Source organism: Micromonospora sp. NPDC005305, assembly GCF_040607315.1.
In the GTDB taxonomy this organism is placed as follows: domain Bacteria; phylum Actinomycetota; class Actinomycetes; order Mycobacteriales; family Micromonosporaceae; genus Micromonospora.
Genome location: NZ_JBEXGL010000038.1, coordinates 17733 through 36979, shown reverse-complemented (window position 1 = coordinate 36979; position 19247 = coordinate 17733). Strand labels below are relative to the sequence as shown.

Annotated in this window: 21 protein-coding genes and 1 pseudogene; 10 read left to right on the top strand and 12 right to left on the bottom strand. The window is 73.1% G+C overall.

The annotated features are described in order from the left end of the window. The 3 genes and pseudogenes from ABZS80_RS32290 to ABZS80_RS32280 form a co-directional block, all read right to left on the bottom strand. A partial coding sequence (locus ABZS80_RS32290; protein ID WP_355061860.1) for a DNA-3-methyladenine glycosylase I occupies positions 1-313 on the bottom strand: 313 nt, incomplete at its 3' end. Between the two features lie 47 nt (positions 314-360). Next, positions 361-858 (bottom strand): SRPBCC family protein, encoded by a 498-nt coding sequence (locus ABZS80_RS32285; protein ID WP_355061858.1) that lies wholly within the window; start codon positions 856-858, stop codon positions 361-363. A gap of 392 nt (positions 859-1250) precedes the next feature. Continuing rightward, positions 1251-1607: pseudogene (locus ABZS80_RS32280) on the bottom strand (DivIVA domain-containing protein); the annotation flags it as partial. A gap of 176 nt (positions 1608-1783) precedes the next feature. Between ABZS80_RS32280 and folP the strand changes: the two are divergent. Continuing rightward, positions 1784-2653, top strand: coding sequence for a dihydropteroate synthase (gene folP / locus ABZS80_RS32275; protein WP_355061856.1), 870 nt, complete (start codon positions 1784-1786; stop codon positions 2651-2653). Between the two features lie 5 nt (positions 2654-2658). Here folP and ndhC read toward each other — a convergent pair whose 3' ends face one another. After that, positions 2659-3036 carry an NADH-quinone oxidoreductase subunit A gene (ndhC, locus tag ABZS80_RS32270; protein ID WP_355061854.1) on the bottom strand — a complete coding sequence of 126 codons (378 nt, stop codon included), beginning with the start codon at positions 3034-3036 and terminating at the stop codon, positions 2659-2661. A gap of 129 nt (positions 3037-3165) precedes the next feature. On the opposite strand from ndhC, the gene ABZS80_RS32265 reads away from it, so the two are divergent. The 3 genes from ABZS80_RS32265 to ABZS80_RS32255 all read left to right on the top strand — a co-directional run bounded on the left by ABZS80_RS32265 (position 3166) and on the right by ABZS80_RS32255 (position 7768). Then, positions 3166-4605: a hypothetical protein gene (locus ABZS80_RS32265; protein WP_355061852.1), complete on the top strand. Its 1440-nt coding sequence runs from the start codon at positions 3166-3168 to the stop codon at positions 4603-4605. Positions 4606-4893: 288 nt separating this feature from the next. Then, entirely contained in the window at positions 4894-6741 is a 1848-nt protein-coding gene (locus ABZS80_RS32260) for a 2-oxoacid:acceptor oxidoreductase subunit alpha (protein WP_151460699.1), read from the top strand. Further along, positions 6734-7768, top strand: coding sequence for a 2-oxoacid:ferredoxin oxidoreductase subunit beta (locus ABZS80_RS32255; RefSeq protein WP_355061850.1), 1035 nt, complete (start codon positions 6734-6736; stop codon positions 7766-7768). The genes ABZS80_RS32260 and ABZS80_RS32255 overlap by 8 nt, the downstream gene beginning before the upstream one ends. A gap of 67 nt (positions 7769-7835) precedes the next feature. On the opposite strand, the gene ABZS80_RS32250 is transcribed toward ABZS80_RS32255, so the two are convergent. Then, on the bottom strand, positions 7836-8483 hold the full coding sequence (locus tag ABZS80_RS32250; RefSeq protein ID WP_355061848.1) for an NAD(P)H-dependent oxidoreductase: 648 nt from the start codon (positions 8481-8483) through the stop codon (positions 7836-7838). Positions 8484-8567: 84 nt separating this feature from the next. Between ABZS80_RS32250 and ABZS80_RS32245 the strand changes: the two genes are divergently transcribed. Then, positions 8568-9050: a MarR family winged helix-turn-helix transcriptional regulator gene (locus ABZS80_RS32245; protein WP_355061846.1), complete on the top strand. Its 483-nt coding sequence runs from the start codon at positions 8568-8570 to the stop codon at positions 9048-9050. A gap of 31 nt (positions 9051-9081) precedes the next feature. On the opposite strand, the gene ABZS80_RS32240 is transcribed toward ABZS80_RS32245, so the two are convergent. Beyond that, complete coding sequence (locus tag ABZS80_RS32240) at positions 9082-10095, bottom strand: potassium channel family protein (RefSeq protein WP_355061844.1); 1014 nt, start codon at positions 10093-10095, stop codon at positions 9082-9084. Positions 10096-10513: 418 nt separating this feature from the next. On the opposite strand from ABZS80_RS32240, the gene ABZS80_RS32235 reads away from it, so the two are divergent. The 3 genes from ABZS80_RS32235 to ABZS80_RS32225 all read left to right on the top strand — a co-directional run bounded on the left by ABZS80_RS32235 (position 10514) and on the right by ABZS80_RS32225 (position 12255). Then, positions 10514-10654, top strand: a complete 141-nt coding sequence (locus ABZS80_RS32235) for a hypothetical protein (RefSeq protein ID WP_355061843.1) — start codon at positions 10514-10516, stop codon at positions 10652-10654. Between the two features lie 298 nt (positions 10655-10952). Continuing rightward, positions 10953-11525, top strand: coding sequence for a helix-turn-helix transcriptional regulator (locus tag ABZS80_RS32230; protein WP_355061841.1), 573 nt, complete (start codon positions 10953-10955; stop codon positions 11523-11525). A 136-nt stretch (positions 11526-11661) separates the two neighbouring features. Next, positions 11662-12255, top strand: coding sequence for an ATP-dependent Clp protease proteolytic subunit (locus ABZS80_RS32225; RefSeq protein ID WP_355061839.1), 594 nt, complete (start codon positions 11662-11664; stop codon positions 12253-12255). A 65-nt stretch (positions 12256-12320) separates the two neighbouring features. Here ABZS80_RS32225 and ABZS80_RS32220 read toward each other — a convergent pair whose 3' ends face one another. The 3 genes from ABZS80_RS32220 to ABZS80_RS32210 all read right to left on the bottom strand — a co-directional run bounded on the left by ABZS80_RS32220 (position 12321) and on the right by ABZS80_RS32210 (position 15698). Beyond that, positions 12321-13172 carry a trypsin-like serine protease gene (locus ABZS80_RS32220; RefSeq protein WP_355061837.1) on the bottom strand — a complete coding sequence of 284 codons (852 nt, stop codon included), beginning with the start codon at positions 13170-13172 and terminating at the stop codon, positions 12321-12323. Between the two features lie 275 nt (positions 13173-13447). After that, positions 13448-15247 carry an adenylyl cyclase gene (locus ABZS80_RS32215; RefSeq protein ID WP_355061835.1) on the bottom strand — a complete coding sequence of 600 codons (1800 nt, stop codon included), beginning with the start codon at positions 15245-15247 and terminating at the stop codon, positions 13448-13450. Positions 15248-15341: 94 nt separating this feature from the next. Then, on the bottom strand, positions 15342-15698 hold the full coding sequence (locus tag ABZS80_RS32210; protein WP_355061833.1) for a helix-turn-helix domain-containing protein: 357 nt from the start codon (positions 15696-15698) through the stop codon (positions 15342-15344). Between the two features lie 122 nt (positions 15699-15820). Between ABZS80_RS32210 and ABZS80_RS32205 the strand changes: the two genes are divergently transcribed. Next, a complete protein-coding gene (locus ABZS80_RS32205; protein ID WP_355061831.1) occupies positions 15821-16666 on the top strand; it encodes an SDR family oxidoreductase in 846 nt (281 codons plus the stop codon). 38 nt (positions 16667-16704) lie between these two features. On the opposite strand, the gene ABZS80_RS32200 is transcribed toward ABZS80_RS32205, so the two are convergent. Next, positions 16705-17481 carry an HAD-IIB family hydrolase gene (locus tag ABZS80_RS32200; RefSeq protein WP_355061829.1) on the bottom strand — a complete coding sequence of 259 codons (777 nt, stop codon included), beginning with the start codon at positions 17479-17481 and terminating at the stop codon, positions 16705-16707. Between the two features lie 260 nt (positions 17482-17741). Between ABZS80_RS32200 and ABZS80_RS32195 the strand changes: the two genes are divergently transcribed. Then, positions 17742-18479 carry a class I SAM-dependent methyltransferase gene (locus ABZS80_RS32195; RefSeq protein WP_355061827.1) on the top strand — a complete coding sequence of 246 codons (738 nt, stop codon included), beginning with the start codon at positions 17742-17744 and terminating at the stop codon, positions 18477-18479. A 20-nt stretch (positions 18480-18499) separates the two neighbouring features. Here ABZS80_RS32195 and ABZS80_RS32190 read toward each other — a convergent pair whose 3' ends face one another. Together ABZS80_RS32190 and ABZS80_RS32185 are read right to left on the bottom strand one after the other, a co-directional pair. Continuing rightward, positions 18500-18997 (bottom strand): N-acetyltransferase family protein, encoded by a 498-nt coding sequence (locus ABZS80_RS32190; RefSeq protein ID WP_355061825.1) that lies wholly within the window; start codon positions 18995-18997, stop codon positions 18500-18502. Between the two features lie 59 nt (positions 18998-19056). Continuing rightward, on the bottom strand, positions 19057-19218 hold the full coding sequence (locus tag ABZS80_RS32185; protein ID WP_355061823.1) for a hypothetical protein: 162 nt from the start codon (positions 19216-19218) through the stop codon (positions 19057-19059). Between the last annotated feature and the right edge of the window lie 29 nt (positions 19219-19247).

Sequence of the window (19247 nt, the reverse complement as noted above, 5' to 3'; positions counted from 1 at the left end):
CCGCCTCGACCTTGGCCCGGTTGCGAACGATCCCCGCGTCGGCCAGCAACCGGGCCACGTCGGCCTCGCCGTAGCCGGCGACCTTGTCGATGCGGAACTCGTCGAAGGCGAGCCGGAACGCGGGCCGCTTGCGCAGGATGGTCAGCCAGGACAGGCCGGACTGGAACGCCTCCAGCGTCAGCCGCTCGTAGAGCGCGTCGTCGCCGCGCAGCGGCCGGCCCCACTCCTCGTCGTGGTAGACGGCGTAGTCCGGGGTGCTCGCCCCCCAGGCGCAGCGGGGCAGCCCGTCGGCGCCGGTCACCAGGTCAGTCACGCCGTACACGGTAGGTCAGGCCACCGACAACCGGCGGCGGCCGGGGGTCAGGGCAGCCGGCCCTGCTCGACCAGCCGGGCGAACTTCTTCAACGCCTGGGTCAGGCTGAACTTCGAGCCGGGCCAGAGCACCGGCCAGGCCACCCGGCCGGCCGGCCCGCCCGGCAGGTGGAACCACTCGTGCCAGACCACCTGCGTCCGGTCCCGCTCCATGGGGGTGCAGCGCAGGACACCGGGCCCGCGCAGCAGCTTGCCGCAGTGCACCACGCCGACCTCGTACGGCGCGTCCACCCGGACCACCCGCATCTCGTCGCGGAGCACGGCCGGGCCGAGCGTGGTCACCGCCTCGACCAGGCTCCCCTCGCCGCCGTCCCCCTCGACCACCCGCACGGTGGTGAGCGGGATCCAGTCGGACTGCCGCTCCCAGGCGGTCAGCGCGGCAAAGACGCGCTCGGCCGGCGCTTCGACGATCACCGACGCGGTGACCTCGGCGGCACCGGGCTGCGCTGCCTCGGCGAAGCCGGGCACACCGTCCGCGCCGGTCACGCGGACTCCGAGCGGACGACGGGCCCGCGCTCCCGGTCGGTGTCGGCGTCGGCCGTCGGGTCGTCGTCGCGCGCGGCCGCCACGGTCGGATCGGCGTCGCGGGCGGCCCCCGCGGTGGGGTCGCGGTCGGTCGGGGTGGCGGTCGGGTCGTCGGTGGGCGGCCGGAGGCCGACCTCGGGCGGGGTCCGGTCGACGGGGGTCGCCACCGGGGCGACGGGGGCCGGCCCGCCGCCGGGCGCCGCGGGGGCGGCGGCGGACGGCAGCGTGGCCACGTCCTCGACGGCGGCCGCGGCCGGGGCCTCGGCCACGCCGGCCTCGGCGCTGAGCGGCGCGGCGGCGGGCGGGTCGGCCGCCGCCGGCGGGACGGGGGCCTCGGAATCCGAACCGGTCGCGGCGGCCTCGGCGCGGGCCAGGCGCAGCGCGTCGGCCTCCTCGATCCGACCCTCGCGGAGGGCCGCGTTCTCGGCCTCCAGCACGCCGATCAGCTCGGTCTTGTAGCCGATGTCGTAGGCGGCCCGGCGCATCGCCGCGTCGACCTGCGCCATCCGGTAGCCGCGCAGCGCGGTGTCGAAGCGCACCTCGGCGACGTCCGACTCGTCCAGCGGGCGGCTGCCGGGCAGGGGCACGGCCCGGCCGTCCGGCTCGGCCGGCGCCAGGCCCGGATCCCGCCCGGAGACCAGCACCGTCACCCCGAACACCACCGCCGCCACGGTCAGCGCGACGACCAAGAGGAGCAGAACCTCACCCATGGGGAGATCGTGGCATGCGGGCGGGGATCGGGCGAGCCCTCCGCCGCCTCCGATCGGAATCGCCGCCGCCCGGCTCGTCAGGACGGCCGGGGACGGCGACGCCGCGCGGCCCGGGCCGGGCGGGACCGGATAGCGTCGGGGGCGACCGGTGGAAGATCGGCGCGGAGGAGGCGGGCATGACCGGGGCGCTGCGGCTCGGCGGGCGGACCTTCTCCCCCGGCGACCTCGTCGTGATGGCCATCGTCAACCGCACGCCGGACTCGTTCTTCGACCGGGGTGCCACGTTCGCTCAGGACAGCGCGTTGCGCGCGGTCGAGCGGGCGGTGACCGAGGGCGCCGAGATCATCGACATCGGCGGGGTGAAGGCCGGGCCGGGCGACGAGGTCGACGTGGCCGAGGAGATCCGCCGCACGGTGGACACCATCGCCGCGGTGCGGGCCGCCTTCCCGGACGTGGTCATCTCGATCGACACCTGGCGTGCCGAGGTGGCCGTGGAGGCGGTGGCGGCCGGTGCCGACCTGCTCAACGACACCTGGTCGGGAGCCGACCCCGCGCTGGCCCGGGTCGCCGCGGCGACCGGCGCCGGGCTGGTCTGCTCGCACGCCGGTGGGCTCGCCCCGCGGACCCGGCCGCACCGGGCCGCGTTCGACGACGTGGTGGCCGACGTGGTGGGGACGGTCACCGGCCTCGCCGACCGCGCGGCCGGCCTCGGCGTACGGCGGGACGGCATCCTGATCGACCCGGCGCACGACTTCGGCAAGAACACCCGGCACTCGTTGGAGATCACCCGGCGGCTCGGCGAGCTGGCCGACACCGGCTGGCCGCTGCTGGTGGCCCTGTCGAACAAGGACTTCATCGGCGAGACGCTGGACCTTCCGGTGCCCGACCGGCTGGAGGGCACCCTGGCGGCCACCGCCGTCTCGGCCTGGCTCGGCGCCCGGGTCTTCCGCGCCCACCAGGTCCGCGAAACCCGCCGGGTGCTGGACATGGTGGCGTCGATCCGGGGGGACCGGCCACCGGCCCTGACCCGGCGCGGGCTGGCCTGAGCGGGTCAGGTCCAGCGGAGGATGTTCCGGCGCCAGGCGTAGAGGATGCCGAGCGCGACCACGGCGACGAAGACGCCCATCTCCACCACGGTGGTCACCCCGAACCCGGGCCGGTCGAAGACCAGCGCCCAGGGGAAGAGGAAGACCGCCTCCGCGGCGAAGAGCACGTACAGGTAGGCGTAGACGTAGTAGCGGATCTGCATCTGCGCCCAGTCGCCGCCGACCGGGTCGAGACCGCACTCGTAGCTGGCCCGCTTGCCCCAGGGATCGGCCGGACGGCCAGGACGTAACACCCGATTGGCCGAGAACGCCGTAACGAAGAAGAGCACGGCGGCAAGGAGCAGGAGACCGAGCGTGGCGTACGAGCCGAGGTAACCGGTCACGGTCGGGAGCCTACCGGTCGGGCGGTCGGACCGCGTCGGACACGTTACGGATTCGTTTCCTTTCGGGACTAGTGCATGAAGGCAACTGTTGCCAAATAATGAGACCTCACTGAGCGTCACGGAGGACAGATGGCCCGCCCCCGCGTACGGCCTGCTCGGCGCGCCGCGCTCCGAGGCACTCCCGCGCTGCTCGTACCCGCGCTGCTCACCGGGATCGTGGCGGCCGTCGCGGTGGGGCCGGCCTGGGCGGACGCCTCGCCGACCGTGACCGCCGTGGCCCGGGCGGCCGATCCGGGCGACCCGGGCGAGCCGGCCGGCGACCCCGGCACCGACCCGACCGAGGCGACACCGACCGTGGACCCCACCACCACGGAGCCGGTGCCCACCAGCCCGCCGCCGACGCAGGAGGTGCCGACGACGACGCCGCCGGCACCGGTCACCACCCCGCCGGCGCCGACGACCACGGCCCCCGAACCGGTGCCCACCACCACGGCCCCCACCACCACCGCGCCGCCTCCCCCGCCGGTCGGACCGCCGCCCGCGGCCCCGCCCCCGCCGGGCCAGCCGGCGGGCAGCCCGCTCGGCGTGCGGGTCACCACCGATGACGTCGTGCTGACGCCGGCCTACTGGAACGCGGACAGCACGGTGACCACGCTGCGGGTGACAGTGACCAACACCGGGAGCCGGCCGGAACTGATCCGCCTCGGCTACACCCTGCCGCCCGGCCTGACCGACGCCGGCACCCCGGGCTGCGCCGCCGCCGGCGGCGGCAGCCACCGCTGCGGCGGATGGACCACCGCCGCGGGCGCCCAGTTCCGCGCCTCGATCCGCGTCCGGGTCGCCGGCACCGCCTGGCGGTCCATGCCGCTGAGCGGGTCGGTCCAGGTCACCGCCACCGCGCCCGGGGTGGCCGGCACGGCCGGGGACGACGAGGGCTTCGCGGTCCTCTTCCCGCCGGGACCGCCGGTGCCCGGCATCTCGCTCCGCGCCGACGAGGTGCTGTTCGACATCAGCGGCGCGCCGAGCACCCTGGGCGTGCGCCTCGGCAACACCGGCAAGGTCGACGCCGCCGGCCGGGTCGACGTGGTCCTCCCGGCGGGAGTGACGGTCACCGATCCGCCGGCCGGCTGCGCCCCGGCGGGCCCCGACCGGACCCGGTGCGAGCTGGGCACAGTCCCGGCCGGCCGGACCGTCAGCCTGAGCCTCCCGGTGACCGCCTCGGCGGAGGCCCAGCGCCGGGCCCCCCTGGCCGGCGCCGTCGTCGGTCGGTTGGACCCGCGCAGCGGCCGCGACCGGCAGGTGCAGATGAGCTTCCGGATCACCGCCGCGGCCGCGCTGGCCACGCCGCCGGCCGGTACGCCCGCCCCGACCGGATCGCAGGGCGTGGTGGCCGCCCGCGCGCCGGCCACCGACGACGACGACGTCACCTCGGTGCACCGGACTGCGGTGACCCTGATCGGGGTCTCCGGACTGCTGGTGGTGCTCGCGCTGGCCCTGGCGACCACCTCGCTGCGCCGGCGCATGGGCGCCGCGGCCGTGGACCCGGTCGCCCGCCCCGCCGAGGAGTGAGGGACGGATGCGTCCGGCAGGTTGCGGTGATCTGAATTACGGGCCGCGGTACTAAACACCGCAAAGCCGGGCATACACCGGCCCGATCAGGTCCCACACGTCGGACCTCCACCAAGGTTGCCCTAAGGGACCGACGTAGGCTCTGACGTGAGAGATGAAGCGGGTCGGACCAATCGACGGACGGCCGGCGGCAGCAGCGCGTCTAGGAGGGCACGTGGCCGGGCAAGGCGGAGTCACCATCACGTTCAGCCGCCCGTGCGACGGCGCTCAGCGAAGCGAGGTGCGGGCGTGACCAAGCAGATCCGTCAACTGGACCGGGTGGTCATCCGGTTCGCCGGCGACTCGGGCGACGGCATGCAGCTCACCGGTGACCGGTTCACCTCGGAGACGGCGCAGCTGGGCAACGACATCTCCACGTTGCCCAACTTCCCGGCCGAGATCCGCGCCCCCGCCGGCACTCTGCCGGGCGTGTCGAGTTTCCAGGTGCACTTCGCCGACTACGACATCCTCACCCCCGGCGACGCGCCGAACGTGCTGGTGGCGATGAACCCGGCCGCGCTCAAGGCCAACCTGACCGACCTGCCGCGCGGCGCGGACATCATCGTCAACACCGACGAGTTCACCCGGCGCAACCTGGCCAAGGTGGGCTATGCGACCAGCCCCCTCGACGACGACTCCCTCGCCGGCTACGTGGTGCACCCGGTCGCCCTGACCTCGATGACGATCGGCGCCCTCGCCGAGCACGAGGTGTCCAAGAAGGACGCCGAGCGGGCCAAGAACATGTTCGCGCTCGGCCTGCTGAGCTGGATGTACTCGCGCCCGTACGAGTCGACGCTGCGCTTCCTTGAGCGCAAGTTCGCGGCCCGCCCCGAGCTGGTCGCGGCGAACGTGGCCGCCTTCCGGGCCGGCTGGAACTTCGGCGAGACCACCGAGGACTTCTCCGTCCGCTACGAGGTCAAGCCGGCGAAGATGCTGCCGGGCACCTACCGGAACATCACCGGCAACGCGGCGCTGTCCCTGGGCCTGGTGGCCGCCGGCGTCCGCTCCGGGCTGCCGGTCTTCCTGGGTGCGTACCCGATCACCCCGGCGTCGGACATCCTGCACGAGCTGAGCAAGCACAAGAAGCTCGGCGTGGTCACCATGCAGGCCGAGGACGAGATCGCGGCGGTCGGCGCGGCGCTGGGTGCCTCGTACGGCGGCTCGCTCGGCGTCACCACCACGAGCGGCCCGGGCGTCGCGCTGAAGAGCGAGACGATCTCGCTGGCCGTGGCGCTGGAGCTGCCGCTGGTCATCGTCGACGTGCAGCGTGCCGGGCCGTCCACCGGCATGCCCACCAAGACCGAGCAGGCCGACCTCAACATGGCCCTGTACGGCCGGCACGGCGAGGCCCCCGTCGCGGTGATCGCGCCGAAGTCGCCCGCGGACTGCTTCCACGCGGCCCTGGAGGCGGCCCGGATCGCGCTGACCTACCGCACCCCGGTGCTCCTGCTGTCGGACAACTACGTGGCCAACGGCTCCGAGCCGTGGCTGCTGCCGGACGTGGAGAGCCTGCCCGACCTGCGGGTCGAGTTCGCCAGCCGGCCCAACGGCGAGGACGGCACCACCTTCCTGCCGTACCTGCGGGACCCGGAGACCCTCGCCCGGCCGTGGGCCATCCCGGGCACCCCGGGACTGGAGCACCGGATCGGCGGCCTGGAGAAGGCCGACAAGACCGGCGACATCTCGTACGACCCGGCGAACCACGACTTCATGGTGCGCACCCGGGCGGCCCGCATCGAGACCATCCCGGTGCCGGACGTCGAGGTGGAGGACCCGGACGGCGACGCCCGGGTGCTGGTGCTCGGCTGGGGCTCGACGTACGGCCCGATCGGGGCGGCCTGCCGGGGCCTGCGGCAGCGCGGGCTCTCCGTCGCCCAGGCGCACCTGCGCCACCTGGCCCCGATGCCGGCCAACCTCGGCGAGGTGTTGCGCGCGTACGACCGGGTGGTCATTCCCGAGATGAACCTCGGCCAGCTCGCCCACGTGATCCGGGCGAAGTACCTGGTCGACGCGATCAGCTACAACCAGGTCCGCGGCCTGCCGTTCACCGCTGCCGAGCTGGAGACGATGCTGGAAGAGGTCCTGAAGAATGTCTGAGCCCGTCGCCCTCAAGCTCACCGCCAAGGACTTCAAGTCCGACCAGGAGGTGCGCTGGTGCCCCGGCTGCGGCGACTACGCGATTCTGGCGGCCGTCCAGGGCTTCATGCCGGAGCTGAACATCCCCCGGGAGAACGTCGTCTTCATCTCGGGCATCGGCTGCTCGTCCCGCTTCCCGTACTACATGAACACCTACGGGATGCACTCGATCCACGGCCGCGCCCCGGCGATCGCCACCGGCCTGTCGGTGAGCCGGCCGGACCTGTCGGTCTGGGTGGTCACCGGTGACGGCGACGCCCTTTCCATCGGCGGCAACCACCTGATCCACGCGCTGCGCCGCAACGTCAACCTCAAGATCCTGCTGTTCAACAACCGGATCTACGGCCTGACCAAGGGGCAGTACTCGCCGACCTCCGAGATCGGCAAGGTCACCAAGTCGACGCCGGTCGGCTCGGCGGACGCCCCGTTCAACCCGCTGTCGCTGGCGCTCGGCGCGGAGGCCACCTTCGTGGCCCGGACCATCGACTCGGACCGCAAGCACCTCCAGTCGGTGCTGCGGGCGGCCGCCGAGCACGAGGGCTCCGCGTTCGTGGAGATCTACCAGAACTGCAACATCTTCAACGACGGCGCGTTCGACCCGCTCAAGGAGCCGGCCAGCCGGGACGACTTCCTCATCCGGCTGGAGCACGGGCAGCCGATCACCTTCGGCAAGGACGGCCAGTTCTGCGTCGTCCACCCGCCGGGTGGCTTCGGGCTGGAGGTCCGGGAGACCGCGGGCACCCCGGCCGGGGAGATCGTGGTGCACGACGCGGGGGTCGCCGACCCGGCGTACGCCTTCGCGCTGTCCCGGCTGCCCGGTCTGGACCTGCGCAACACCCCGATCGGCGTGTTCCGCTCGGTGACCCGCTCCTCCTACGACCGGGCGGTGCAGGAGCAGGTGGCGGCGGCGAAGGCCGGCGTCGACCAGACTCCCGAGCAGCAGCTGGCCGGCCTGCTGTCGGCCGGCGACACCTGGACGATCCTCTGACGCGTCCCTGACGACCGGAAGGGCGGGCCGTTCCCCGAGGGGACGGCCCGCCCTTTGTCGTCGTCGGTCAGGCCACCGCGGCAGCCGGCACCCACAGCTCGTCGATGGCCCGCTCGGCCGCCGCGAGGCTCTGCTCGTGCAGCGGGATCAGCTCGGCCATGGCCGGGGTGACCGGCGCCAGGGTCAGCTCGGCCGAGATGAAGCGCGGCTCCATGCCGGTCATCGACAGGCCGTGCGGCAGCCAGGGCTCGGCGTGGTCCCAGCCCTCGCGCGGGGTGCCCGGGCCGTAGCCGCCGCCCCGGGTGCCCAGCACGATGAACTCGCGCCCGCCCAGCAGGCCGCCCCCGGTGGCCGGGTCGTACGCGATGCCGGGCGCGATGAGGTGGTCGACCCAGGTCTTCACGCTGCTCGGCGCGCCGTAGTTGTAGAGCGGGAGGCCGAGCAGGATCGTGTCGGCCCGCTTCACCTCGTCCACCAGCCGCTCGCTCAGCTGCCAGGACGCGCGCTGCGCCGGGGTGTGCTGCTCCGCCGGCACCATCCGCGCGAGGCCACCGGCCTCGTCGAGGTGGGGCAGCGGCTCCCGGCCGAGGTCGCGGTGGGTGACCGTGCCACCCGGGTGGGCGGCGCGCCACGCGGCGGCGGCGCGGGCGGTGAGCCGCCGGCTGACCGAGTGCTCGCCCCGGATGCTGGAGTCGATGTACAGCAGGTGTGCCATGTGATTAACCCTCCACGGCTCGTTTGTGTAACGCCAACCATTTATAGCAGGCCGATGTTCCACGCCGTGCGTAAACTGGGTCACATGCCAGCCGTGCCGGTCGAGGAGTCGGAGCACCGCTCCGGGCCGCTGCTCGACCATCTGGCCCGGCGGATGCGGCTGCGCTCCGAGTCGGTGCTGGCGCCCCTGGGCCTGCGCCCCCGGCACCTCGTCGCGCTCACCGTGCTGCGGGAGTCGGGCGGCATCAGCCAGCAGGCGCTGGCCGGCACGCTGCAGATCGACGGCACCAACGTGGTCGGGCTGCTCAACGACCTGGAGGCGGAGGGCCTGGTCGAGCGGCGGCGGTCCCCCGAGGACCGCCGGCGCCACGTGGTGAGCCTCACCGCGGCGGGCGCGAAGCGGCTCCGTGAGGCCGAGTGCGCCCTGGCCGGGGTCGAGGACGAGGTGCTCGGCGCGCTGAAGCCGGCCCAGCGGGACACCCTCTACGAACTGCTCCGCCGGGCGACCAGCGGCCGCCAGGTGATCTGCGCCGAGGAGTCCGGCGACGAGCCGGACCCCAGCTGCTGAGCGCCGGGCCGGCGGGCGGGTCGGGGAGAGGTCAGACCGTCGTCGCGGACTGCGGCCGGTCGTCCCGCACGTGGACCAGCATGTCGCCGGTCTCGATCACGGCGCCGGCTTTGTCGTTCAGCGCGACCACCTTGCCCCGGCGGACCAGGGCGATGACGAGCGACTCCAGCTCACGGGGCGACCGGCCCACCTCGCTGCGCTCGGCCGAGCGCATGGCCAGCGCCATGCCCTGGCCGGGGGTGAGCAGGTCCTCCACCACGTCGATCAGCGGCGGCGCGGAGGTGGACAGGCCGAGCAGGCGGCCGGCCGTCGCCGAGGAGACGATCACGTGGTGCGCCCCGCTCTGCTTGAGCAGCGGCGCGTTCTCCGCCTCCCGGACCGCCGCGATGATCCGCACCTGGCCGGCGGTGAGCTGCCGGACGGTGAGCGCCACCAGCACCGAGGCGTCGTCGCTGTCGGTCGCGATGATGACCGACTTGGCGGTGCGGACGTGCGCCTCCTCCAGCACCGACGAGCGGGTGGCCGAGCCCTCGATGGCGACCAGCCCGGCCGAGGTGGCCTGCCGCAGCGCCGCGCCACTCCGCTCGACCACCACGATCTTGGACTTGTCCAGACCGTTCTCCAGCAGTGCGGAGACGGCGCTACGGCCCTTGGTGCCGTAGCCGCAGATGATCACGTGGTCCTTCACGACTCTCCTCCACCGATTCAGGCGACGCCCGGTCCGGTACTGCTCGGTCAGGACTTCCAGGGTGGTGCCGACCAGGATGATCAGGAAGAGCACCCGGGCGGGGGTGACGAACAGGACGTTCACGAGGCGCGCCGAGGAGGCCGCCGGGGTGATGTCGCCGTAGCCCGTGGTGGAGAGCGAGACCACCGCGTAGTAGAAGCAGTCGAGGAGGGTGAGGCCGTCCTCGTTGACGTCGCGGTAGCCGTCGCGGTCGATCCAGACCGCCGCCACCACGGCGAGGACCAGGCCCAGGGCGGCGAGCAGGCGCAGACTCAGCGCGCTCAGCGGCCCCCGCCGTTGCGCGGGAAAATGGATCACCGTCGGCCCTGCTCCGCCACCGTCGCCTGCACGCCCACAACATAGCGGGTACGCCGGGATCCGGCCGGCCGGGGCGACGACCACCGAGCGGATGCACCAACGGTAAGGATCTCGTCACATTCATCACCGTCGTGGCAAGTGAGACTCGGGGGACCGAACCGTCCTGACGAGGGAGAACCCGAATGCGGACACGTACGGCACTGGCCACGCGCGTGGGTGGACGGGCGCATCCAGGATCTCGGCCTGACCGGCGGGATCTTCTCCATCGCGTACGACACGGCCGGCGACCGGATGGTCGGCGTCTACCACGTCACCGACAGCTTCTCCGGCCGCCGAGCCTTCGTCCGGACCGGGGACACCGGGGCGCACCATCGACGTGCCGCCCGGAGCGAGCGCGACCGCGGTGAACGAGGCGGGCATGGTCGCGGGCACCCACGGCTGGCAGGACTGGGACGACCCGGCGCCCGACGACCACCAGGCGTTCGTCTGGCAGGACGGGGTCACCCGGTCACCGCCGTCTCCCCCACCGCCCAGGCCGTCAACGACTCGGGCCTGGTGATCGGCACCGAGGGCCACGGCGACCGGGCGATGATCTGGCCCGACCCGTCGGCACGCTCGCAGCTGCTGCCATTGCCGAGGGACGCGGTGGGCAGCCGGGCGATCAACGTGAACGACCAGGGCGTGATCGTCGGTCAGGTGTGGACTACCTCTCCCCGAGCTGGCACGGCCGGGCGGTGGTCTGGCGCTGAACCCGGAGGGACCCGGTCGGCATCACGGGGGCCGACCGGGCCGCTCTCCGTCGCCCGGACGGGGCATGATGGGGACGTCCGGGGGACGACGAGCGCGAGGAGGCCCGCATGTCGTTGCTGCGACGGGTGATCGGTGGGGTGCTCCGCCGGGTACGCCTGCGTCAGGGCCGCACCCTGCGCGAGGTGGCGCTGGCGGCCGGCGTCTCCCTGCCCTACCTCTCCGAGGTGGAACGCGGCCGCAAGGAGGCCTCCTCCGAGGTGCTGGCGGCGATCTGCCGGGCCCTCGGCATCCACCTCTCCGACCTGCTCGAAGAGGCCCGCGACGAGCTGCGCCGGGTCGAGCGGCGGGCGCCGGTGACCTCCGGGGTGACGCTGGCCCGGCTCGACCGGGTGCCGGCCACCCGGACCGGGCCGCAGCTCCGGGCCGGCGGGCCGCGGCTGCACGCCACCCGGCGGCCGGTCGCACCGACCCCCCTGCTCGGCGGGGCGCTGCGGCTGCCCGGCACCGCGCCCGCGCCGGTCGGCCCGGAACTCGGGTACGGCTCCCCCACGGCGTTCGGCACCGGCACCCGGATCTGGCTGATCCCCTCCGCGCCGGCCGCCCGCCCCCGTCCGCGTACCTCCGTCACGCTGGCCCGGCGGCGGGCCCGGGCCGGCCGGCGGCGGCTGACCGCCGCCTAGGCCCGGCCGGTTCTGCCCACGGCGGATCTGCCCCCGGCAGAAACCCTGGGCCGTGGGGCACCGGCCGCCGGAGGCTGGAGACCGCCGGTTGCCGGGCGGTCCCTCGCCCGCCGGCGGCACGGAGGGTGGTCAGGTCATGGGATACGGCATCTGGATGCTGGACGAGGGGCAACCGACCCTCGGCGACCGGGTCTTCGAGAAGCTGCTCAAGGAGCGGATCATCTTCCTCGGCACCGAGGTCACCGACGCCTCGGCCAACCAGATCTGCGCGCAGATCCTGCTGCTGGCCGCCGAGGACCCGGAGCGGGACATCTTCCTCTACATCAACTCCCCGGGCGGCTCGGTCAGCGCCGGGATGGCCGTCTACGACACCATGCGCTACGTCAAGAACGACGTGGCCACGCTGGCCCTCGGGATGGCCGGCTCGATGGGGCAGTTCCTGCTCTGCGCCGGCGCGGCCGGGAAGCGGTTCGCGCTGCCGCACTCGCGGGTGATGATGCACCAGCCGTCCGGCGGGATGGGCGGCACAGCCGCCGACATCACCATCCAGGCGGAGAACATGCTGCACGTGAAGCGGACCATGCAGGAGCTGATCGCCCAGCACAGTGGGCACACGCTGGACGAGATCCAGCGCGACTGGGACCGGGACCGCTGGTTCACCGCCGAGCAGGCCCGTGACTACGGCCTGATCGACCAGGTGGTCACCCGCGCCGAGCAACTTCCCGCCTGAGCGGGGGGCCGACGAACGGGGGCGGCCGGCGGGGTGACCCCGCCGGCCGCCGGTCGCGCCCCAGGTCAGGGCAGGTCGACGAACTCGTCGAGGAAGTCCCGCGCGGTCGGGGCGTCCAGCCGGTACGCCACGTTGGTCGCGTAGCAGGGGCCGTCGCCGGTGATGGTGGTGGCGGCCAGCACCCGCTGCCCGCCGAGCGTGACGAAGTTCGGCCCGCCGGAGTCGCCGTAGCAGGCGCCGCCGTAGCCGCGGCTCTCGTTCATGGCCAGCCGCACCCAGGTCTTGTTCAACGCGTTGAAGCCGACCTCGGCCTTGTTCCGGACGCCACCGCCGGTGTGGGTCTGCCCGCCCGGGCCGCGCACGGCCTCCTCGGTGCCGTAACCGGCCACCACCCAGGTCGCGGCGTCGAGGGCCCGGGAGCCCTGCGCGTCGAGCTGGCCGGCGGCGGGCAGCGTCGCCGGGGTGAACGACCACCGGCTCGCCAGGTCGGCGGCCTGGCCGTCGGAGAACTCGATGACGGCGATGTCGTGCGCGTCGGCGGAGTTGCCGGGGTAGTCCGGGCTGGTGTGTGCGGTGCCCTCGACGCCGACCGTGGCGGCGGTCTGCGCCGGGGTCAGCCCCGCGGCCTTGGCCGCGTCGAGCGCGCCCTGCACGTCCTGGGCCAAGGAGACGTAGAAGCGCACGCCGGGTGACCAGTCGGTGGTGCAGTGCGCGGCGGTGAGGAAGGTGTTCCGGTCGACCATGGTGCCGGAGCAGTACCAGTCGACGGTCTCCGAGACGCCGTCGCCGTCGCGGTCCCAGAGGGCCAGCATGGCGCCGACCTCGGTGCGCTCCGGCGCGGGCTGGGCGTTGTAGGTGTTGATGGCCGATGCCGGTGCGGCGGCGGCCAGGACCGCCGCGACCGCCGCGGTGGTCATTGAGGCGAGAAGTGCGGAACGACGCAAAGAGTCCTCCGGTTCAGGATCTGGTGGCGGGACGGCGGCGGCGCCGGACGCGCCCCCTCGATCGCGTCCGTCGCCCCCTCACGGGTGGCCGCGATGCCGCCGGTCCTCGATGTACGGGAGCCTATGACCGGGAATCCCACCCCGCACCGGGTAACGGGCGCAGCGTGTTCCGGCGAAATCTCGTTACATCGCTGGAGCCACCACCGGCCGGCCGCGGGCGCGGCCGGCCGGTGGTACTGATCGGCGGATCAGGGGTAGTTGACCACCGGGCTGGTGCCGTACGAGCCGACCACCGGGGTGCCGGCCTCGTTGACGGTGCGCTCGATGCCGCCGCTGCCGTCCAGGAACACGGTGATCGCGTCGTGGAACCGCACGCCGGCCCGCCGGGGCGCCTCGATGGCCCGGTCGCAGCGGATGTCCACCTGCTGGTTGAAGTACGAGTAGACGCCCAGCCCCCACGCCTCGTGCTCGCGCACGTGGTTGGCGACCTTGTAGGAGGCCCAGCCGTTGCCGGTCGGGCTGCGCCAGGCCGCCTGGCTGGGCGGGTCGTAGGGCAACTCGCTCTGGTAGAAGACGGTCCGGCCGCGCTCGCCATTCCAGATGGTCTGCCAGCGCTGGTAGTGCTCGACGAAGAGCCCGTACGCGGTCACGTCGTCGCCGTTGACCACCACGCCGGTGGCCGCGGTGTTCACGGTCCAGCCGATGGTGCCCGGCCTGCCGTGGTCGCCGCGCCAGGCCCAGATGTTGTCGATCAGGGTGTGCCGGCTGTTCACCACGAGGCTGGTCACCGCCCGGCCGGCGTACGGGCCGCCAATGCGGAAGAAGACGTCCTGGAGCGAGATGGGGTTGCCGGCGTGCGACCGGTGGCTGTGCCGCTTGCCGACCTCGACGAGCACCTCCGACTCGACCGGCCCGGCGTCGACCAGCACCCCGGCGATGCGGACGCCGTCCACGTCCTCGATCCGCAGGGCGGCGTCACCGGTGGTCGGGGCGAGGCTCGGCATGCCGAGGCCGAGCACGACGGTGTCCGGACGCTTGACCCGCAGCGCCCGGTCCAGGCGGTAGACGCCCGGGGTGAGTAGCAGGTGCCGCCCCCGCGAGAGCTCCTGGTTGATCCGCTTGGCCGAGTCGGTGGGCTTGGCGATGAAGAAGTCGGACAGCGGCAGCGAGGGCACCGGCGGGGCGCCGGCGGCCCAGGTGGTGCCGGCGGTGTCGCGGCGCAGCCGGGGAACGGCCACCCGCCAGCGGCCCGCGCCGTCCACGAAGAGGTACGGCTTCTCCCGGGTCACCGGGCTGGTCGGCAGCGTCGTGTACGGCGGGTCCGGGAAGCCCTGCGCGGGCGCGCCGACGACGCCGGAGAAGACCTGGTTCCAGACCCCGTTGGTCCAGTCGCCGCCGAGTTCGCTGTCCCGGGTCAGCCACTGCTGCTGGGAGCCGTTGATGGTGATGCCGTCCACCTTGGAGTCGGCGATGTAGCCGCCGCTGGAGTAGCCGCCGTTGCCGGGTTCCAGCCAGAGGATGCCCTTGATGTGCACCCGGCGCATCGGGGACGCCTGGGAGACGGCCCACTGGTTCGACCAGTCGGTCGGGGTGACGGCGAGGTTCTCGGCCGAGCGCCAGAAGTTGGTCAGCGCGGAGATGCCGGCCGGGGAGTTCGGGTCGGGCTGGCCGATGACCCGTACCGCGCCGTGGATCTCCACGTCGTCGGGGTGCGCGCCGAGGCCGGCCACCGTCGTGTAGTAGCCGAGCCGGGCGTTCACCTCGTACCGGCCGGGCTTGAACAGCACGGCGTAGCGGTCGAGGCCCATCTCGTTGTGCTCCTGGCCGGCGAAGAGCCGGTCCAGGGTGGACTGGATCTCCTCGACCGGCGTGGCCGGGTCGTACACGAAGACGTTGGGGCCGAAGTCGGGCTCGGCGCCGTCGCCGTGGCCGTGGCCGGCCGGGGACGCGGCGGCGGGCACGGCCGGGAGCCCGAGGGCGGTGACCGACGCCGCCGAGGCGGCGGTGAGGGCGAGGAAGCGGCGGCGGGAGGGGTCGAGTGGTCTCATCTGTCTGCCTGTTCGGTGATGGGGACGGAGAGCGCTCTCTGCGCGTTCCTACCGCATCGACACCGATCCCGCCAGACTCGGCCCGGTTCCGGAACTAGCCCCGCGCGTCGTAGCGGGCCCGGGCGGCCTCCACCTCAGTCAGGTGGGTGGTGGCCCACGCCTCCAGGCCGGCGACCAGGTCGAGCAGGCTGCGGCCGAGGTCGGTGAGCGCGTAGTCGACCCGCGGCGGCACGCTGGCGTGCACCGTGCGGGTGACGATGCCGTCGCGCTCCAGGCCGCGCAGGGTCTGGGTGAGCATCTTCTGGCTGATCCCGTCGATCCGCTCGGCCACCTCGCCGTAGCGCTTGTCGCCGCCGGCGAGGGTGAGCACGACCAGCACGCTCCAGCGGTCGCCGATCCGGTCCAGGACCTTCCGGCTGCCGCAGTTCCGGTTGAACGGGTCCGCCTGCACGTGGTCGCTCTCTTTCAGTGCGTACCGAACTTGAAGGTGCCTACTCTCCAACGGGAAGTAAGGAGGAGTTGTTCCCGTTGGCGAGGGAAGACAGTTGACGTCGCCACCAACAGGGAGTGCTCATGTCCATCGTCGTCACCGGTGCCACCGGCCCACTCGGCCGCCTGATCATCTCCTCGCTGCTCGACCGGGGCGTGTCCGCCGACCAGATCGTGGCGGTCGGCCGGGACGTCGACCGGCTCGCCGGCCTCGCGGAGCTGGGCGTGGTCACCCAGCGGGCCGACTACGACGACCCAGGGTCGCTCCAGGCGGCCTTCGCGGGCGCCGAGAAGCTCATGTTCGTCTCTGGCAGCGAGGTCGGCAAGCGGGTGGTGCAGCACGGCAACGTGGTCACCGCCGCCAAGGAGGCCGGCGTCGGGCTGGTCGTCTACACCAGCATCGCCAACGCGGACACCTCCAGCCTGGTGCTCGCCGCCGAGCACAAGGCGACCGAGCAGCTGATCAAGGACTCCGGGCTGCCGTACGTCTTCCTGCGCAACAGCTGGTACCTGGAGAACTACACCGGACAGCTCCCCACGTACCTCCAGCATGGGGTGGCGGGCGCGGCGGGCGACGGGCGGGTCAGCGCCGCCACCCGCGCGGACTACGCCGAGGCCGCGGCGGCGGTGCTCACCACGGAGGGTCAGGCCGGCAAGGTGTACGAGCTGGGCGGCTCGCCGTTCACCCTGACCGAGCTGGCCGCCGAGATCTCCCGGCAGGCCGGCGCCACGGTCAGCTACCTCGACCTGCCCGTGGACAAGTACACCGAACTGCTGGTCGCGGCCGGCCTGCCCGAGGGGTACGCGGCCGTGCTCGCCGACGGCGATCGGGGCCTCGCCCAGGGCGAGCTGGAGGTCGGCGACGACCTGGCCCGGCTGCTCGGTCGCACCCCGACCACGCTCGCCGAGGCGATCCGCGCCGCCCTCTGAGGCCCGCCCTGGCCGCCGCCCCTCGACCCGGGCGGCGGTCAGGCCGGCTCGGCCCGCAGCTTCACCAGCTCGTCGACGAGGCTCTCCACGTAGTCGGCCGTCTCCTCCCAGCGGGTGACGGCGATACAGCGGATGCCCATGGCCTTCACCGGGTAGTCGTTGCCGCCCACGTCGAGCCGGTCACCGACGAAGAGCACGTTGTCGATCTTCAGGTCCAGGCACTCCAGCAGCTTCCGCATGCCGTACGCCTTGTCCACGCCCTTGCGGGTGACGTCGATCGAGGTCGAGCCGCCGCCGCGGACCTCCAGGTCGGGAAGCTTCGCGGCGACCGCGTCCCGCAGCCGCTTCTTCTTGCTGCCGTCCGGGTCCCAGCCGTACTTCTCGGCCGGCGGCGCGGACTGGCCCAGCGCCGAGAAGGTGATCTGGCTGCCCCGGTCCTCGATGATGTCGCCCCAGGTCCTCGGCTCCCAGAGGTCGAGCGCCCGCGCCGACTCGGTGAGCGCGGCGACGACCCGGACCTTGTCGGCCTCGCTGAGGTCCTCGGCGTAGACCTGCCGCCAGTCCCCGTCCAGCCACCGGTAGTAGCGGGTGCCGCACGTCGGCATCAGGTGCAGACGGCCGCGCTGCTCCTCCGTCAGGTCGAGGTGCGCCAGCATCTGCGCCTCGAACTGCTCGAACCGGCCACCCGAGATGACCAGCACATCCACCTCGGTGAGCAGGTGCCCGAGGAGTTCCGCCATCCGACGATCGATCTGGGACTTGGAAACCGCCAGCGTGTCGTCCAGGTCGAACGCCACCACTCGAAGATCGTTCACGAAGTACCACCATGTCGTCGCGGGCAGGCCAGGACTAGCAGGGTACCGACGTGAGCCACTGCCACCCCGACGGCCCGGGGCTGGCGCCCGGTCGAGGCCGCCCACCACAGCGCAGCCCCTCGCACGCAGGTTAACAGCGCGGACCGGTGGAAACCGGCGCGTTCCGGAGGCCGGTCACGCCGGTCTCCGTCACCGGTCGGTTGCGGTACGCACCCGGAAATCCGTTGGACAGGGCCCGCATCGACGACGATCGTGGCGCCATGCGGCAGGAGGAGATCTGGGACGCCGAGACGGCCCAGCGCTACGACACACCGGGCACCGGAATGTTCGCGCTGGAGGTCCTCGGGCCAACGGTGGACCGCCTCGCCGCGCTCGCCGCCGGCGGACGCGCCCTCGAATTCGCCGTGGGCACCGGCCGGGTGGCCGTCCCGCTGGCGGAACGCGGCGTGCCGGTCAGCGGGATCGAGCTGTCCGAACCGATGATCGAGCAGCTCCGGACGAAGGCCGACGAGACGACGATCCCGGTGGTCGTCGGCGACATGGCGACGGCCAGGGCGCTCGGCGATCACACCCTCGTCTACCTGGTCTACAACACCATCTCCAACCTGCTCGACCAGGCGGAACAGGTCGCCTGCTTCCGCAACGCGGCCCGCCACCTCGGCCCCGGCGGGCGGTTCGTCATCGAGCTGTGGGTGCCCGAGCTGCGCAAGCTGACCCCCGGCGAGCGGGCGACGGTGTGGCGCGCCGAGCCCGGCTACATCGGCCTGGACACCTACGACGTGGTGCGCCAGCAGGTCGTGTCGCACCACTTCCGGTTCGGCGAAGGGCGCGAGGCGCGGGTGTTCCGCAGCCCGCACCGCTACATCTGGCCCGCCGAGCTGGACCTGATGGGCCAGCTGGCCGGATTCGAGCTGGAGTCCCGGCACGCGGACTGGTCCGGGGCCGAGTTCACGGAGGAGTCCCGGTCCCACGTCTCCGTGTACCGCCTGCCCGGCTGACCGGCGGCTCGGCTCGGCGGTCAGCCGACGGCCGGGCTGCGGCGTTCCAGGAGGACGACGTCACGCCACCGGCCGTGCTGCCGGCCGACCCGCTCCCGCGTGCCGACCACCCGGAAGCCGGCCCGGCGGTGCACGGCGAGGCTCGCGGTGTTCTCGGGGAAGACACCGGACTGGATCGTCCAGACGCCGGCCGCTTCGGTGGACGCGATCAGCGCGTCCAGCAGCAGCCGGCCGACGCCCCGCCCCTGAACGGCGGGGCTCACGTACACCGAGTGCTCCACCACCCCCGCGTAGACGGCACGGGTCGAGGTCGGCGAGACCGCGACCCAGCCCACGACCGCGCCGCCGGCGTCGACAGCGACGAACCGGTGGTCGGGCAACCTGGCGGCGTCGAACGCCGGCCAGGTGGGTGTCGCCGTCTCGAAGCTGGCGTCGCCGGCGTCGAGCCCGGCCTGGTAGATGGCCAGCACCGCGTCGGCGTCCTCCGCCGTCATCGGGCGGACCGTGATGCCGGCCATCAGCCGACTCCCTCCAGGCTGTCGTGTCCCGCGGGCCAGCAGCTCCGTGAGACGTCCGGCTACGAGTACAGCATCGCGAGGAGACCGCAGGCCAGCAGCGCACAGCCAAGCCAGCCACTGAACGCCGACAGCGTGCCCGTGACCACCGCCGACTCGAACCGGCGGACGAGGAACCGGTGCACCAGCAGCGACATCGCCAAGCCGACCAGAAGGGTTGGCACCAGACCTGAAGCAGGTCCCACACGTCCGG